Consider the following 14,576-nt stretch of genomic DNA (forward strand, 5'->3'; position numbering starts at 1 on the left):
GGTCAAGGGTGAAGCGCAGCGCAATCGGCGAAGCCGACGCGACGCAGGAGCGCCCTTGACGCACCGACTCCGGTCGCCACACTCGGAACGAGGGCGGCCGACCCAGAAGCTCGCAAGGGCCCTCACACCAAGCCCCTCAGAAGCCCGAAACCCGTAACAGCATCCGCACCAAGACCCTCAGAAACCCGAAACCCACCCCACCGCCTCCCCCACCGTTCCCGCCACCGCGACCCCCTCCGGCACCGGCGGCCTCCGGACGATCACGACCGGGATCCCCGCCTCCCTCGCCGCGCGGAGTTTCGGGGCCGTCGCCGTGCCGCCGCTGTCCTTCGTGACGAGGACGTCGATGCCGTACCGGCTCAACAGCTCCCGCTCCCCCTCCAGGGTGAAGGGCCCCCGGTCCAGGAGGACTTCGGTGCGGGCCGGCATCGGGGGTTCGGGGGCGTCGACCGACCGTACGAGGAACCACTGCGGGCATTCGGCGAACGCGGCGAGCCCCATTCGCCCGGTCGTCAGGAACACCCTCCCACTGGGACTTCGTCCCGGGAGGTGCCCCCACCCGCGTCCGCCCACCACCCTCGCCGCCTCCTCCAGCGAGGCGACCTCGTGCCAGTCGTCGCCGTCCACCCGGACCCAGCCGGGGCGGCGCAGGGCCAGCAGGGGAACATGGGCGGTGGCGGCCGCCCGGGCCGCGTTGAAGCTGATGTTCTCCGCGAAGGGATGGGTGGCGTCGATGACCGCGTCCACGTGGTGCTCGCGCATCCAGGCCACCAGTCCGTCGACGCCGCCGAAGCCCCCGACGCGTACCTCGCCGGCCGGCAGCCGGGGCTCGGCGACGCGTCCGGCGAGGGAGCTGGTGACGCGGACGCGGGGGTGCAGGGCGGTGGCCAGGGCGCGGGCCTCGGTGGTGCCGCCGAGAATGAGTACGTGCACGGGAGTCCATTCATGAGTGCCGGCGGCGGTCCGGGCGGCGGGCGCGATGCCCAACTCAAGCACACGGGTCTGCGGCCGGGCTGGACGACCGGTGCCTGTGCGACGGCGGCGACGACGGCCGCGTACACGGCGCTGCTGACCGGCGAGTTTCCCGACCCGGTGACGATCACGCTGCCGAAGGGCGGGCGTCCGGCGTTCGCGCTGGCGGCGGAGGAGCTGGGCTCCGGCGCGGCGATGGCGGGGATCGTGAAGGACGCGGGCGACGATCCGGACGTGACGCACGGCGCGCTGGTCCGGTCGACGGTGCGGATCCTGCCGGCCGGGTCCGGTGTCGTCTTCCGGGCGGGACCGGGCGTCGGGACGGTGACGCTGCCCGGCCTGCCCCTGGACGTGGGCGAACCGGCGATCAACCCGGTCCCGCGGCAGATGATGCGCGCGCATGTGGCGGAGGTCGCGGCGACGCACGGCGGCACGGGCGATGTGGAGATCACGGTCTCCGTCGACCACGGCGAGGAGATCGCCCGCTCCACCTGGAATCCGCGGATCGGCATCCTGGGCGGGCTGTCCATCCTGGGCACGACGGGCATCGTCGTGCCGTACTCGTGCTCGGCCTGGATCGACTCCATCCGCCGCGGGGTGGACGTGGCGCGGGCGGCGGGTCTCGCCCATGTGGCGGGATGTACGGGCTCCACCTCCGAGAAGACGGTGTCGACGCTCTACGACCTGCCGGAGATCGCGCTGCTCGACATGGGGGACTTCGCGGGGGCGGTCCTGAAGTACATCCGCCGCCATCCGGTCGACCGGCTCACGATCTGCGGCGGCTTCGCGAAGCTGTCGAAGCTGGCGGCGGGCCATCTGGATCTCCACTCGGCCCGCTCGCAGGTCGACAAGGGTTTCCTGGCGGATTTGGCCCGTACGGGCGGCGCGTCGGAGGCTCTCGCCGAGGAGATCGCTTCGGCGAACACGGGCCTGGCGGCCCTCCGTCTCTGCGAGGCGGCCGGCGTCCCCCTGGGTGACCTGGTGGCCGCCCGCTCCCGGGACGAGGCCCTCGCAGTCCTCCGCGGCGCCCCGGTGGCGGTCGACGTCATCTGCATCGACCGCGCGGGCACGGTAGTGGGGCGTTCGACGACGGCGGGGCCGGGCGCCTCGTGAGGCGCGTGACGGTTACAGATCGTCGGGGACCAGCCGGAACGCCTTGTGGCCGGTCAGAGGTCTGATCATGCGGAAGTGGCGGTCCGTGGTGAAGAGGACCTCGGTGCCATAAGCGGCCGCCAGCGCGACGTTCATGGCATCGGTCAACCCGACACCCTTTCCTCCGTCCGCGTCCGCGTAACCCTCGGCGACGGCGATCGCCGTGGACAGATGCGCGGCCACCGCCGGCACCTCGAACCGACGAGTGGCCGCATATCGCTCGATGAACCTTGCCGCGGTCAGAGCTTGCCTCGCTCCCGCGCGCGCCGCGATCAGGTAGTCCAGCTCGGCCAGAACCATCGGCGAGATCACCAGGTGGCTGATCGCAGCCAGCCCTTCCTTGTGCTCTTCATGCCCGGTGAGGCGCGGGTCGAGAAGGCGGTAGAGAGCATTGGTGTCGGCGATGGCGATCACGCCTGAGTCCCCATCCCTTTGAGCACGTCCTCGATCTCGTCGTCGGTGAGGTCGGGGAGCACGAGGTCGGGGAGATCGATCGCACCCATGGGGTCGGTGGGGTAGGGGGGAATCTCATCGCTTATGGGCACCACGCGGGCGACCGCGACACCGTTCTTGGTGACCGTCACGGTCTCACCCCGGGCCGCCGCGGCGAGGATCTGGGAGGACTTCTGGTTGAACTCTCGGGCCGTGGTCTCCATGTAGTACATGTTACTACCAGACCTCTTGGGCAGCTCGACACTCTCACCGACACCGGATGCGCCGCCTCCCCCGCGAACCTAGGCTTGCGAGGGCAAGGCCCCCACGAGAGAGGGATGTGCCCCATGGCGAAGCGAGGCAACAAGAAGCGCGCCCGCAAGAAGAAGAAGGCGAACCACGGCAAGCGGCCGAACGCCTAGAAGCCGGGGCCGGACATCCGTCGGGTGTCCGGCCCGGGCGCGTCACGGGGGCGTCGGGGTTCCATCGTTCGCGGGGCGACCGACGGGTGGGGAAGGGATCAGCAGACGTGCCGCTCCCGCGCCGGGTCGTAGAGGTGGCTGTCGCGGAACTGCGAGGCCGCCAGCGTGCGGCCGACCAGGATCACGGCCGTCTTGGTGATGCCGGCCTCCTTCAGCTGCGCAGCGATGTCCTCCAGGGTGCCGCGGAGCACGATCTCGTCAGGGCGGCTGGCCATCGCCACGACCGCGGCCGGGCAGTCGGCGCCGTAGTGGGGCAGCAGCTCGGACACGACCCGGTCGACGTAGCGGGCGGCCAGGTGCAGGACGAGCAGGGCGCCGCTGCGGCCGAGCGTGGCGAGGTCCTCGCCCTCGGGCATGGGCGTGGCCTGCTGGGCGATGCGGGTGAGGATGACCGTCTGGCCCACGGTCGGGACGGTGAGCTCCCGCTTGAGCGCGGCGGCGGCGGCCGCGAACGCCGGGACGCCCGGTACGACCTCGTACGGGATGTCCAGCGCGTCGAGCCGGCGCATCTGCTCGGCCACGGCGCTGAAGACGGACGGATCGCCGGAGTGGAGCCGGGCCACGTCCTGGCCGGCCTCGTGGGCGCGGACGATCTCGGCCACGATCTGGTCCAGGTCCAGGTCCGCCGTGTCGATCAGCCGTGCGTCCGGCGGGCACTCGGCGAGCAGTTCGCGCGGGACGAGCGAGCCGGCGTAGAGGCAGACGCCGCAGGCGGCGAGGGTGCGGGCGCCCCGCACGGTGATCAGGTCGGCCGCGCCCGGGCCCGCGCCGATGAAGTAGACGGTCATGCTCCAACTCCTGCTTTCGTTACGGACCACTGCGTGACCGGCATCGACTGGCGCCAGCCGGTGAAGCCGCCCACCGGGACGGTCTGCGCGACGGCGAGCCGGACGAGCTCCCCGCCGTATCGGCGGTAGCGCTCGGCCAGCAGCGCCTCGGACTCCATGGTCACGGTGTTGGCGACCAGCCGGCCGCCTGCCGGCAGCGCGTCCCAGCAGGCGTCGAGCAGGCCGGGGGCGGTCAGGCCGCCGCCGATGAAGACGGCGTCGGGGGTGGGGAGGCCGGCGAGTCCGTCGGGGGCGGCCGCGGTGACGACCCGCAGCGCGGGGACGCCGAGGGAGGTGGCGTTGCGCGCGATGCGGGCGGCCCGCTCGGGGTCCTTCTCGACGGCGATCGCCCGGCAGGAGCGGTCGGTGCGCATCCACTCGATGCCGATGGAGCCGGAGCCGCCGCCGATGTCCCACAGGAGTTCGCCGGGTGAGGGGGCGAGGGCCGCGAGGGTGGCCGCGCGGACGTACCGCTTGGTGAGCTGTCCGTCGTGTTCGTACGCCTCGTCCGGCAGGCCGGGTACGGCGCCGAGGCGCGGTGTGTCGGGCGCCCGTACGCAGTCGAGGGCGAGGACGTTGAGGGCGTCGAGCCGCTCGTCGTCGGGCCAGGTGTCGGCGGTGCCGTCGACGAGCCGCTCGTCGGGGCCGCCGAGCTGTTCGAGCACCCGCATCCGGCTGCCGCCGTACCCCTTGTCCCGCAGGAGGGCGGCGACCAGCGCCGGGGTGTGGCGGCTCTCGCTGAGGACCAGGAGCCGCACCCCGTCGTGGAGGGAGGCGGTGAGGGAGGCGAGCGGCCTGCCGACCAGGGAGACGGTCTCGACGGCGTCCAGGGGCCAGCCGAGGCGGGCGCAGGCGTACGAGACGGAGGACGGGTGCGGCAGGACGTGGAGCCGGTCTGCGCCGACGGTCTCGGCGAGGGTGCGGCCGATGCCGTAGAACGTCGGGTCGCCGCTGGCGAGGACCGCGATCCGGCGTCCCTCGTGGGCGGTGAGCAGTCCGGGGACGGCGGGGCGCAGCGGGGAGGGCCAGGTGACGCGCTCGCCGGGGCAGTCGGCGGCGGGCAGCAGGTCGAGCTGGCGGGGGCCGCCGATCAGGACCTCGGCGGCGCGCAGGGTCCGGCGGGCGTTCTCGGGGAGCCCGTCCCAGCCGTCCGCGCCGATTCCGACGACCGATATCGCAGGCAGGGGAAGGGTGCTCACGTCGGCGAACTCTACGGGAGGGCCCGTTTCCGCTCTTCGTGACCGTGCTTACTTCTGGGCGTTCTGCCCCACGTAGAAGAGCAGCCAGACGAAGCCGGCGAACGCGTGCGTGGCGAAGACGTACACGAAGACGCGCAGGAGGACGCCGCGCTCTTTCCAGCGCTCGTAGTCGGACATGCCCACCAGAGTACGGGCCGGGGCGGGGGCGGGTCAGGCCGCCCCTGGCTAAACGGATAACTATCCGGTACGGTGAGGGCGATGAGAGGGACCCCACGGAATACAGGGCCCGGGCGGACGGTTGAGCGTGATGGTTTAAGGTTCAACCAATAGCACCAGAGGCGCCCCAGCGAGAGGTGAGCACGATGCAGTTCGGGATCTTCACCGTCGGCGACGTGACGACCGACCCCACCACCGGCCGTACGCCGACCGAGCACGAGCGGATCAAGAACACGGTCGCCATCGCGCTCAAGGCGGAGGAGGTCGGGCTCGACGTCTTCGCGACCGGCGAGCACCACAACCCGCCGTTCGTGCCGTCCTCCCCGACGACCCTCCTCGGGCACATCGCCGCACGGACCGAGAACCTGATCCTGTCCACGTCCACGACGCTGATCACCACCAACGACCCGGTGAAGATCGCCGAGGACTACGCCACCCTCCAGCACCTCGCCGACGGCCGCGTCGACCTGATGATGGGCCGCGGCAACACCGGCCCCGTCTACCCGTGGTTCGGCCAGGACATCCGCCAGGGCATCCCGCTCGCCATCGAGAACTACGCGCTCCTCCACAAGCTGTGGAGGGAGGACGTCGTCGACTGGGAGGGGAAGTTCCGCAGCGCGCTGCAGGGCTTCACCTCCACGCCCCGCCCGCTGGACGGCGTCCCGCCGTTCGTCTGGCACGGCTCCATCCGCTCACCCGAGATCGCCGAGCAGGCCGCGTACTACGGCGACGGGTTCTTCGCCAACCACATCTTCTGGCCCAAGCAGCACACCGAGAAGATGGTCGGCCTCTACCGCCGGCGGTACGCGCACTACGGCCACGGCACCCCCGAGCAGGCCATCGTCGGCCTCGGCGGACAGGTCTTCATGCGCAAGAACTCCCAGGACGCGGTACGGGAATTCCGCCCGTACTTCGACAACGCGCCCGTCTACGGCCACGGTCCGTCCCTGGAGGAGTTCAGCCGCGAGACCCCGCTGACGGTCGGCTCCCCGCAGGAGGTCATCGACCGCACGCTCTCCTTCCGGGAGTACGTCGGCGACTACCAGCGCCAGCTGTTCCTGGTCGACCACGCGGGCCTGCCGCTGAAGACGGTCCTGGAGCAGCTCGACCTCCTCGGCGAGGAGGTCGTCCCGGTGCTCCGCAAGGAGTTCGCCAACCTGCGGCCGGCCGACGTCCCGGCGACCGCCCCGCTCCACCCCGCCGTCACCCGCACCCCGTCCCAGGAGGCGTAAGTCATGCAGACCCTGAAGCTGGTCGCCGTGTCCGCCGGGCTGAGCGCCCCGTCCTCGACGAGGCTGCTCGCCGACCGCCTCGCCAAGGCGGCCCAGGAGCGGCTCACCGAGCAGGAGTACGTGGTCGAGGTCCGCGTCGTCGAGCTGCGCGACCACGCCGTCGACATCGCGAAGAACTTCGTGACGGGCTTCCCCTCGGCCCAGCTCCAGGAGGCGATCGACGCCGTGACGGGGGCGGACGGGGTCATCGCGGTGACCCCCGTTTTCACCGCCTCGTACAGCGGTCTGTTCAAGTCCTTCTTCGACCTGATCAACCCGGAGGCGCTGACCGGCAAGCCGGTGCTGATCGGCGCGACCGGCGGCACCGCCCGCCACTCCCTCGTGCTCGACCACGCGATGCGACCGCTCTTCTCCTACCTGCGGGCGCTGGTCGTCCCGACGGCCGTGTACGCGGCCTCGGAGGACTGGGGTTCGGGCGGCGACGAGTACACCGACGGGCTGCCGTCCCGGATCGCCCGGGCCGGGCACGACCTCGCCGACCTGGTGGCGGCGCGGGGCCCGGCGGGGGAGGCGGACGACGACGAGGTCGTGCCGTTCGAGCGCCAACTCGCGGACCTGCGGCTCGACTGATCGTCGCGTCGGGCTCGGCCCGAAGGGCGTGCCGCCGTGCGCGGTTCACGGTGGGTGACGCCAGATCATGCGCTCGGGACGAACCGGGCGCATGATGCCTTCATGGACATCAAGCTCGAACTGATCGGCGTCCCCGTCACCGACATCGACCGGGCCAAGGCCTTCTACGAGCAGGTGGGCTTCCACGCCGATCACGACATCCCCGTCAACGACGACATCCGCTTCATCCAGATGACCCCGCCGGGATCGGCGTGCTCGATCACCTTCGGCAAGGGCATCACCACGATGGCCCCGGGCTCCCTCGACAACATGCAGGTCGTCGTCACCGACATCGAGGAGGCGCATGCCGACCTCAGCGCGCGGGGCATCGAGGTCAGCGAGATCGACGACCAACCCTGGGGCTCGTTCGTCTACTTCGCCGACCCGGACGGCAACCGGTGGGCGGTCCAGCAGAAGACTCCACGAGGCAAGTGACCGCTCGCGCCGGCGCTACTTGCGGTTGTAGAGCCGCATCGTGATCGCTCCGAAGACGATCACGAACAGCGCGGACCAGCCGAGCGACCAGGCGATGTCCGCAGCCGGCCAGTTCCCGGCCATCAACTCACGTACGGCAGTCGCCAGATGCGTCACCGGGCTGTTGTTCACGAAGGCCTGCAGCCAGCCCGGCATCGTGCTCGGGTCGACGAAGACGTTGGACAGGAACGTCAGCGGGAAGATCACCATCATGCTGACGCCCATGACCGACTTCTCGCTGCGCAGCATCAGACCGAACATGGTCCAGATCCACGAGAACGCGAACGAGAACACCAGCAGCAGCGCGACCCCGAGCAGGACGCCGACGACGCCGCCGTCCGGCCGGTAGCCGATGAGGATGCCGACGGTGAGCATGACCGCCGAGGCGATCAGATAGCGGACGACGTCGCCCAGCAGATAGCCGACCATCGGCGCGGGCCGCCAGATCGGCAGCGTACGGAAGCGGTCGAAGACGCCCTTCTCGATGTCGGTGTTGACCGAGACGCCCGTGTACATCGTGATCATCACGACGCTCATCACGAGGATGCCCGGCAGCAGGAACTGAATGTACGCCGAGACCGAGCCGGCCAGCGCGCCTCCGAAGAGGTACGTGTACATCAGCACCATCATGATCGGGAACGCCGTCACGTCGAACAGCTGCTCCGGCACGTGCTTGATCTTCAGCATGGCCCGCCAGCCGAAGGTCATCGAGGCGGAGAGCGCGCTGGGGCGCGGCGGGCGGGACTGCCCCACGAGCAGCGCCGCGAGTTCGTCGGCCTTCGGGGCGACGAAGTCGAGGGTGTCGGTGGTCTGCGTGTCCTTGCCGGTGGTGACGGTGGTCATGCCGTCGGTCCCTTCCGGTCGGTGTCGGTTCCGTCGGTGTCGGTTCCGTCGGCGCCGGTCGCGGGCGTGCCGGGAGCGTGGGCGCCGTTGCCTTGGGGGCCGGTCGGGTCCGCGGGCCTGTCCGTCAGCGCCAGGAACACCTCGTCGAGGCTGGGCTGGCCGAGTCCGAAGTTGTCGACCGTGATCCCGGCCCGCGCCAGCTCCGACAGCGCCCGCGCGGCCTGCTCGGCGGCGCCGAGGTCGGTGCCGTGACCGTTGACGGTGGCGGTGAGCGCGACCGGGTCGGCTTCGAGCTGCACGGACGCCTTCAGGGCGCTCTGGAGGACCCGCTCGGCCTCCGGACGCTGCTCGGGGTGCCGGAGCCGTACGTGCACCGAACCCGAGCCGACGGAGGCCTTCAGCTCGCCCTTCGTGCCCTCGGCGATCACCTTCCCGTGGTCGATGACGGCGATACGGGACGCCAGCTGGTCCGCCTCGTCCAGGTACTGGGTGGTGAGCAGCACGGTCGTGCCCTGGGCGACGACGGCGCGGACGATGTCCCAGACCTGGTTGCGGCTGCGCGGGTCGAGGCCGGTGGTCGGTTCGTCGAGGAAGAGCAGGTCGGGGGTGTTGAGGATGGACGCGGCGATGTCGATACGGCGCCGCATGCCGCCCGAGTAGTTCTTGATCTGCTTGTCGGCGGCGTCGGCGAGCCCGAACGCGACGAGCAGCTGCGCGGAGCGGTCGCGGGCGGCGGGCCGGGTGTGCCCGAGGAGCCTGCCGAGCAGGACGAGGTTCTCGGTGCCGGTCAGGTCCTCGTCGACGGATGCGTACTGGCCGGTGAGGCTGACCCGGCCGCGCACGGTGTCGGCGTCCTTGACGACGTCCTTGCCGAAGACGCGGGCGCGGCCGCCGTCGGGGCGGAGCAGCGTGGCGAGCATCTTGACGGCGGTGGTCTTGCCGGCGCCGTTGGGTCCGAGGACGCCGTAGACGGTGCCCGCGGGAACGCGTAGATCGATGCCGTCGACGGCCCGGTTCGTGCCGAAGACCTTGACCAGGCCCTCGGTCTCGATGGCGAGGTCGGTCATGCGCTGTCCTCCCGGCTGCCGGCGTCGGTACCGCTTCAACCAGTCTCCGACGGGTCCGCCCGGGATGCCAGGGGGAGGACGGGGGGGTCGTTTGTACGGGTGGGGGCGATGGGGCCTATGAGGCCCTACGGGCCGGGGGCTGGGCGGGTGCGTCCTCGTGTGTGTAGAACCAGTAGAACGCGCTGCCGCCCACGCAGGCCGCCACCACCAGCGCCAGGATGACCGTCGACAGCACGCTCGTGTCGGACAGGCTGACCAGGAATCCCATCGCGATGCCCGCCAGCGCCGCCCACGCGGTGGCCCGAAGCTCGCGCGGCAGCGCGTGACCGCCGCGGCGCAGTGCGTACATCGCCCCGGCGAGGACGATCGCGGAGACGAAGCCGAGCAGGACCTGTCCCCAGGTGATCGCTCCGCCGTCGCGTTGGAGGAAGGCCGCGTAGAAGCCGTAGATGACGCCCAGCGTCACGGGCAGGCCCAAGCCGTGGGTGCTCATGGGCCGTCGGGTCGGCACCGCTGCGTGTGCGGCCATGGCAGGAGCTCCTTCACTCTCGCCCCCTCCATCCTCAAGGGCACACCCGAAGCCCCTGCCCCCGCAACTGGATCAGCCCGCCGGGCGCACCGCGACCGCGTCGATCTCGAAGAGCATCCCGGGCAGCGCCAGGGACGCGACGCCGCTGAGCGTCTGCGCGGGCAGCCGGTCGCCGAAGGCGCCGTGCAGCGCCTTGCCCAGCACCTCCAGCTTCGCGAGGTCGTGGTCGACGATGTACGAGCCGAGCCGCACGACGTGCTCGAAGCCGAGCCCGGCACCCTCCAGCGCCAGCCGGAGGTTGGTGAAGGACAGCTCGACCTGGGCGGCGAAGTCCCCGGGGACGGGGGAGCCCGTCGCGTCGGAGGCGTACTGGCCGCCGATGAAGACCGGTTCGCCGGGGGCGGAGACGGCGTGGCTGTAGCCGAAGGGGGACGGGTCGTGGAGCGTCGCCGGGTTGGTGATCGTGCGCTGGTCGGTGCTGGTCATGAGGTGTGCTTCCTTCCGGGGAGTACGGCCGCCGGGCAGGCGGCCAGGATGAGCGCGGCGCCCGTGCAGAGCACCGCGACGAGCGTGGTCGCGTCGACGAGCAGCCCGCCGAAGAGGGCGCCGAGCGCGATCGAGAGGCAGAAGACGCTGACGTAGAGGCCGGTCGCCGTCTCCACGTCCTCGGGTGCGGCGGCCATGAACCAGGACTGCAGCCCGACGGAGACCCCGCCGTAGGCGAGCCCCCACAAGAGCAGCAGCGCGGCACCGGCCGGGGTCGTACCACCGGTGACGGCGAGCGCGAGGAGCGCGGCGGTCAGTCCGGCGGAGAGGACGGCGAGGGTACGGCGGGGGGAGCGGCCGGCCGCGGGGCCGCACCCTCCGTTCAATCTGGATATTTAACATCCAGAATCACCCCCTTGAAAAGCCCTCCCGGCCGGGAGGGCGCGTCGACGAACCGATGAAGACTCAGGCGTTGGCGAACCAGTGGCGGATGCGGTCCGGGGCCGCGGGCGCCTGGAGCTCCGCCCGCTCCCGTACGTCGTCCAGGGTGCGGGCCGCCAGCTCCCGCCTCCAGGCCAGCTCCGCCGCGCCCATCGCGCCGGCGATCGCGCACTCGGCCGCGTAACTCCCGGCCGGTCCGGCGCCGGGCCCCTGCTGCCGGATCTCGGAACAGCGGAACGCGTCCTCCGGGCCCTCGATCGCCGCGACGACGTCCATGAGGGTGATCCGGTCGAGCGGCCGCGCCAGCCGGAAGCCGCCCTTGGGGCCGGAGACCGAGCTGACGATCCCGGCCCGGGAGAGGGCCTGGAGCTGCTTGTTGAGGTAGGCGGCGGGCAGCTCGTGGTACGCCGCGAGCCGCGCTGCCGTCACCGCCCGATCCGGCCCGATCCAGGCCAGGTTGAGGCAGCTGTGCAGCGCCCATTCGACGCCCTCGTTCATCCTCATGTTCTGGATACTAGATGTCCAGGATCTCGGACGCAAGCGCGGCGAGCCGCCCCAGCGCGTCGTCCAGGACCGGAAGCGCCGGCGAGGCGAGCCCCACCCGGACGGCGTCCGCAGCCCCCGAGCCCGCCCCGGGACCTCGTCCGGCCCCCGCCCCCGGGTCCGCCCCAGAACCCGTCCAGCGCCCGCTCACCACGAAGTCCGGGCCCGGGGTCAGCGCGATGCCCCGCTCCGCCGCCGCGGCCACGAAGGTCTCCGCCCGCCACGGCGCCGGCAGCTCCCACCAGCAGTAGTACGCGTGCGGCGCGGTACGGATCGCGTACGCCCCCAAGTGCCGCCGCACCAGCGCATGCCGGGCCGCCGCGTCCGCGCGCTTCGCCGCGCCGACCTCCGTCACCGTCCCGTCAACCGCCCACCGGGTCGCCGCCGCGAGCGCCAGGCCCCCCGCCGTCCACGCGCCGGAGCGCAGCGCCCGCGCGAGCTCCTCCACCCGGCCCTCCGGCGCGACGAGATGGCCGACGGTCAGCCCGGGCCCGAGCCGCTTGGACAGGCTGTCCACGAGGACCACCCGCTCCGGGGCGTGGGCGGCGAGCGGCGCCGGGGCGTCCGGCTCCAGGAACGCCCAGGTGGTGTCCTCGATCGCGAGGAGCCCCGACTCCCGCAGGACGCCCGCCAGTTCGGCCCGTCGCCCCGAACCCGCCGTCAAGGACAGCGGGTTGTGCAGGGTCGGCTGGACGTACACGGCCGAGAGCGGACCCGCGCGGTGAGCCGCCGCCAGCGCGTCGGGGCGCATCCCCTCCTCGTCGAGCCCGACCGGCACGAGCCGTACCCCGAGCCGCTCCGCCACCGCCTTGACCAGCGGATACGTCAGCGCCTCGACACCCAGCGCACCGCCCGGCGGTACGAGCGCGGAGACCGCCGCCGCGATGGCCTGGCGGCCGTTGCCCGCGAAGAGCACCCGGTCGGGGTCCGGCTCCCAGCCGGCCCGCGCGAGCACCCGCACCGCCGCCGCCCTCGCCTCCGCCGTACCCGCGGCCGCCGCCGGGAGGCCCGTCGCCCCGGCCAGCACATCGGGGCGCGCCAGGGCGGTCAGCGCCCGCGCCATCAGCTCCGACTGCCCTTCCGCCACCGGGTAGTTGAGCTGGAGATCGACCGGTGCCCGTCCGGTCGCCTCCGCGAGCGCGAGCGCGGCGCCGGGCAGCGGCGGGGCCGCCCGGACGAACGTGCCTCGGCCCACCTCGCCGACGACCAGCCCGCGGCGCGCCAGCTCCCCGTACACGCGGATCGCGGTGGAGTCGGCGATCCGCTGCCGACGGGCGAAGACCCTCTGGGGCGGCAGCCGGTCGCCGGGCCGCAGCCGGCCGTCCGCGATCCGCTCCGCCACCCGGTCGGCGATCCTGCGGTACTCGTCCATCAGAGCGGCCGCCCTCCCTCTTTGCACCGAGAGCAAAGGATCTCATTGCACCGAGGAGAGGGCTCTGCCTAGCCTCGGACCATGCCCTCCGCAGAGATCAACGGACTCACGATCGGCTACGAGGACCGAGGTACCGGCCCCGCACTCGTCCTGGTCCACGGCCATCCCTTCGACCGCACCATGTGGCAGCCCCAGATCGACCGCTTCTCGGCCACGCACCGGGTCGTCGCCCCCGACCTGCGCGGCTACGGAGCGACCACCGTCGTCCCCGGCACCACCCCGCTCTCCGCCTTCGCCGAGGACCTCGCCGCGCTCCTCGACCACCTCGGCATCGAGGAGTTCGTCCTCGGCGGGCTCTCCATGGGCGGCCAGATCGTCATGGAGTGCCACCGGCTCTTCCCCGACCGCATCCGCGGCCTCGTCCTGGCCGACACGTTCCCCTCCGCCGAGACCGAGGAAGGGAAGGCAGGCCGCCGCGCGCTCGCCGACCGGCTGGTCCGGGAAGGCATGAAGGGGTACGCCGACGAGGTCCTCGACCGGATGATCGCGCCGTACAACACCCATGCCGCGCCCCACGTCCACCGGATGATGTGCGCCACCGACCCCGAGGGCGCGGCGGCGGCGCTGCGCGGCCGTGCCGAGCGCCCCGACTACAAGGCCGTGCTCCGCGCCGTCTCCGTACCCGCCCTGGTGGTCGTCGGCCGCGACGACGCGTACACCCCGGTGGCGGACGCGGAGGCGATGCACGCCCTGCTTCCCGACTCCACGCTCGTGGTCGTCGAACGGGCCGCGCACATGCCGAACCTGGAGCGCCCCGAGGAGTTCGACGCGGCGCTCGGCGCGTTCCTCGACACCGTGTGAGCCCGGCTGCCGGCTCGGCGCTGTGCTCGGCTGCCGTGCTCGGCTGTGTGAGTCCGGCCGTCCGCTCACCCGTTCGGCGTAGTTGAACGATCGCTTCCAGGGCAACGGCCGGACGATGAGCCCATGAGCCAGAACACCGCACCACGCTCGCCCAGCGCCGCTTCCGGCGGTACAGGGGCCTCCAGCGGCACCCTGTTCGCCGGTGTCCTCATGGTGGTCATCGGCATCCTGGACATCCTCCAGGGCATCGCGGCCATCGCCGAGGACGACGTCTACACCCGCGTCGGCGACTACGTCTTCAAGTTCGATCTGACCAGCTGGGGCTGGGTCCACGTCATCCTCGGCATCCTCGTCGCCCTCGCGGGCGCCGGGATCCTCAAGGGATCCGAGTGGGGACGGATGGGCGGCATCACCCTGGCCTCCCTCAACGTCATCGCCCAGTTCCTCTTCCTGCCGTATCACCCCTGGTGGGCGCTCTTCTCGATGGCCATCTCGATCTTCGTGATCTGGGCGCTGGCCACGGACGACACCTCCTTCCGGAAGAGCGGCGTGGCGTGACCCGCGGCCGCGCCCTCGCCGTCTCCACCGCCGCCCTCCTCGCCCTGGCCGTGTCGGGCGTGACCGGCTGCACCGAGGAGAGCCAGCAGGCGGCGGAGGACATCGTGTCCTCCGCCACGGCGGCGGGCCGCGGGGGGGCCCGGGCCGAGATTATACACGAGATCGGCGGGGGGTAAGGCACCGCGGCCCTGGAAGGCCGGCCCTCCGAGGGCCCCCGCGGC

Annotated in this window: 20 protein-coding genes; 7 read left to right on the forward strand and 13 right to left on the reverse strand. The window is 72.0% G+C overall.

Features of this window, described 5'->3' with window-relative positions:
* Nucleotides 1–177: 177 nt before the first annotated feature.
* Nucleotides 178–933, reverse strand: a complete 756-nt coding sequence (locus ACFVZW_RS30505) for a cobalt-precorrin-6A reductase (protein WP_384527997.1) — start codon at nt 931–933, stop codon at nt 178–180.
* 12 nt (nt 934–945) lie between these two features.
* Here ACFVZW_RS30505 and ACFVZW_RS30510 point away from each other — a divergent pair, with 12 nt between their 5' ends.
* Entirely contained in the window at nt 946–2,085 is a 1,140-nt protein-coding gene (locus ACFVZW_RS30510) for a cobalt-precorrin-5B (C(1))-methyltransferase (RefSeq protein ID WP_384527999.1), read from the forward strand.
* Between the two features lie 12 nt (nt 2,086–2,097).
* Here ACFVZW_RS30510 and ACFVZW_RS30515 read toward each other — a convergent pair whose 3' ends face one another.
* Together ACFVZW_RS30515 and ACFVZW_RS30520 are read right to left on the reverse strand one after the other, a co-directional pair.
* The gene (locus ACFVZW_RS30515) at nt 2,098–2,538 is read right to left on the reverse strand and encodes a PIN domain-containing protein (protein ID WP_384528002.1); all 441 of its coding nucleotides are present in this window, start codon (nt 2,536–2,538) and stop codon (nt 2,098–2,100) included.
* Nucleotides 2,535–2,780 carry a type II toxin-antitoxin system Phd/YefM family antitoxin gene (locus tag ACFVZW_RS30520; protein ID WP_384528005.1) on the reverse strand — a complete coding sequence of 82 codons (246 nt, stop codon included), beginning with the start codon at nt 2,778–2,780 and terminating at the stop codon, nt 2,535–2,537. Before ACFVZW_RS30520 ends, ACFVZW_RS30515 begins: the two co-directional genes overlap by 4 nt.
* A gap of 123 nt (nt 2,781–2,903) precedes the next feature.
* Here ACFVZW_RS30520 and ACFVZW_RS30525 point away from each other — a divergent pair, with 123 nt between their 5' ends.
* Nucleotides 2,904–2,978, forward strand: a complete 75-nt coding sequence (locus ACFVZW_RS30525; RefSeq protein WP_099895366.1) for a 50S ribosomal protein bL37 — start codon at nt 2,904–2,906, stop codon at nt 2,976–2,978.
* Between the two features lie 98 nt (nt 2,979–3,076).
* Here ACFVZW_RS30525 and cobM read toward each other — a convergent pair whose 3' ends face one another.
* From cobM to ACFVZW_RS30540, 3 genes are read right to left on the reverse strand one after another with little or no spacing between them, the layout of a single operon-like run.
* A complete protein-coding gene (cobM, locus tag ACFVZW_RS30530; protein ID WP_384528008.1) occupies nt 3,077–3,826 on the reverse strand; it encodes a precorrin-4 C(11)-methyltransferase in 750 nt (249 codons plus the stop codon).
* Entirely contained in the window at nt 3,823–5,064 is a 1,242-nt protein-coding gene (cbiE, locus tag ACFVZW_RS30535) for a precorrin-6y C5,15-methyltransferase (decarboxylating) subunit CbiE (RefSeq protein ID WP_384528011.1), read from the reverse strand. Before cbiE ends, cobM begins: the two co-directional genes overlap by 4 nt.
* A gap of 48 nt (nt 5,065–5,112) precedes the next feature.
* A complete protein-coding gene (locus ACFVZW_RS30540; protein ID WP_329118674.1) occupies nt 5,113–5,241 on the reverse strand; it encodes a DUF6126 family protein in 129 nt (42 codons plus the stop codon).
* Nucleotides 5,242–5,426: 185 nt separating this feature from the next.
* Between ACFVZW_RS30540 and ACFVZW_RS30545 the strand changes: the two genes are divergently transcribed.
* From ACFVZW_RS30545 to ACFVZW_RS30555, 3 genes are all read left to right on the forward strand, one after another.
* A complete protein-coding gene (locus ACFVZW_RS30545) occupies nt 5,427–6,512 on the forward strand; it encodes an LLM class flavin-dependent oxidoreductase (protein ID WP_384528014.1) in 1,086 nt (361 codons plus the stop codon).
* Nucleotides 6,513–6,515: 3 nt separating this feature from the next.
* The gene (locus ACFVZW_RS30550) at nt 6,516–7,142 is read left to right on the forward strand and encodes an FMN reductase (protein WP_384528017.1); all 627 of its coding nucleotides are present in this window, start codon (nt 6,516–6,518) and stop codon (nt 7,140–7,142) included.
* A 102-nt stretch (nt 7,143–7,244) separates the two neighbouring features.
* Nucleotides 7,245–7,616 carry a VOC family protein gene (locus ACFVZW_RS30555; RefSeq protein WP_384528020.1) on the forward strand — a complete coding sequence of 124 codons (372 nt, stop codon included), beginning with the start codon at nt 7,245–7,247 and terminating at the stop codon, nt 7,614–7,616.
* A 15-nt stretch (nt 7,617–7,631) separates the two neighbouring features.
* On the opposite strand, the gene ACFVZW_RS30560 is transcribed toward ACFVZW_RS30555, so the two are convergent.
* The 7 genes from ACFVZW_RS30560 to ACFVZW_RS30590 form a co-directional block, all read right to left on the reverse strand.
* On the reverse strand, nt 7,632–8,498 hold the full coding sequence (locus tag ACFVZW_RS30560; protein WP_384528023.1) for an ABC transporter permease: 867 nt from the start codon (nt 8,496–8,498) through the stop codon (nt 7,632–7,634).
* Nucleotides 8,495–9,565: an ATP-binding cassette domain-containing protein gene (locus tag ACFVZW_RS30565; protein ID WP_384528026.1), complete on the reverse strand. Its 1,071-nt coding sequence runs from the start codon at nt 9,563–9,565 to the stop codon at nt 8,495–8,497. The genes ACFVZW_RS30560 and ACFVZW_RS30565 overlap by 4 nt, the downstream gene beginning before the upstream one ends.
* A gap of 115 nt (nt 9,566–9,680) precedes the next feature.
* A complete protein-coding gene (locus tag ACFVZW_RS30570) occupies nt 9,681–10,094 on the reverse strand; it encodes a hypothetical protein (RefSeq protein WP_384528030.1) in 414 nt (137 codons plus the stop codon).
* A 72-nt stretch (nt 10,095–10,166) separates the two neighbouring features.
* Nucleotides 10,167–10,580 (reverse strand): RidA family protein, encoded by a 414-nt coding sequence (locus ACFVZW_RS30575; RefSeq protein WP_384528033.1) that lies wholly within the window; start codon nt 10,578–10,580, stop codon nt 10,167–10,169.
* Nucleotides 10,577–10,966 carry an MFS transporter gene (locus tag ACFVZW_RS30580; protein WP_384528036.1) on the reverse strand — a complete coding sequence of 130 codons (390 nt, stop codon included), beginning with the start codon at nt 10,964–10,966 and terminating at the stop codon, nt 10,577–10,579. Before ACFVZW_RS30580 ends, ACFVZW_RS30575 begins: the two co-directional genes overlap by 4 nt.
* Before the next feature lie 79 nt (nt 10,967–11,045).
* On the reverse strand, nt 11,046–11,519 hold the full coding sequence (locus ACFVZW_RS30585) for an RrF2 family transcriptional regulator (RefSeq protein ID WP_384528077.1): 474 nt from the start codon (nt 11,517–11,519) through the stop codon (nt 11,046–11,048).
* 16 nt (nt 11,520–11,535) lie between these two features.
* Nucleotides 11,536–12,936 (reverse strand): PLP-dependent aminotransferase family protein, encoded by a 1,401-nt coding sequence (locus ACFVZW_RS30590; RefSeq protein ID WP_384528038.1) that lies wholly within the window; start codon nt 12,934–12,936, stop codon nt 11,536–11,538.
* A gap of 81 nt (nt 12,937–13,017) precedes the next feature.
* Between ACFVZW_RS30590 and ACFVZW_RS30595 the strand changes: the two genes are divergently transcribed.
* Both ACFVZW_RS30595 and ACFVZW_RS30600 read left to right on the forward strand, forming a co-directional pair.
* Nucleotides 13,018–13,797: an alpha/beta fold hydrolase gene (locus ACFVZW_RS30595; RefSeq protein WP_384528041.1), complete on the forward strand. Its 780-nt coding sequence runs from the start codon at nt 13,018–13,020 to the stop codon at nt 13,795–13,797.
* A gap of 123 nt (nt 13,798–13,920) precedes the next feature.
* Nucleotides 13,921–14,355, forward strand: a complete 435-nt coding sequence (locus tag ACFVZW_RS30600) for a hypothetical protein (protein WP_384528044.1) — start codon at nt 13,921–13,923, stop codon at nt 14,353–14,355.
* Nucleotides 14,356–14,576: the final 221 nt, after the last annotated feature.

This window comes from Streptomyces sp. NPDC059567, from assembly GCF_042735655.1.
Taxonomy (GTDB): Bacteria; Actinomycetota; Actinomycetes; order Streptomycetales; family Streptomycetaceae; genus Streptomyces.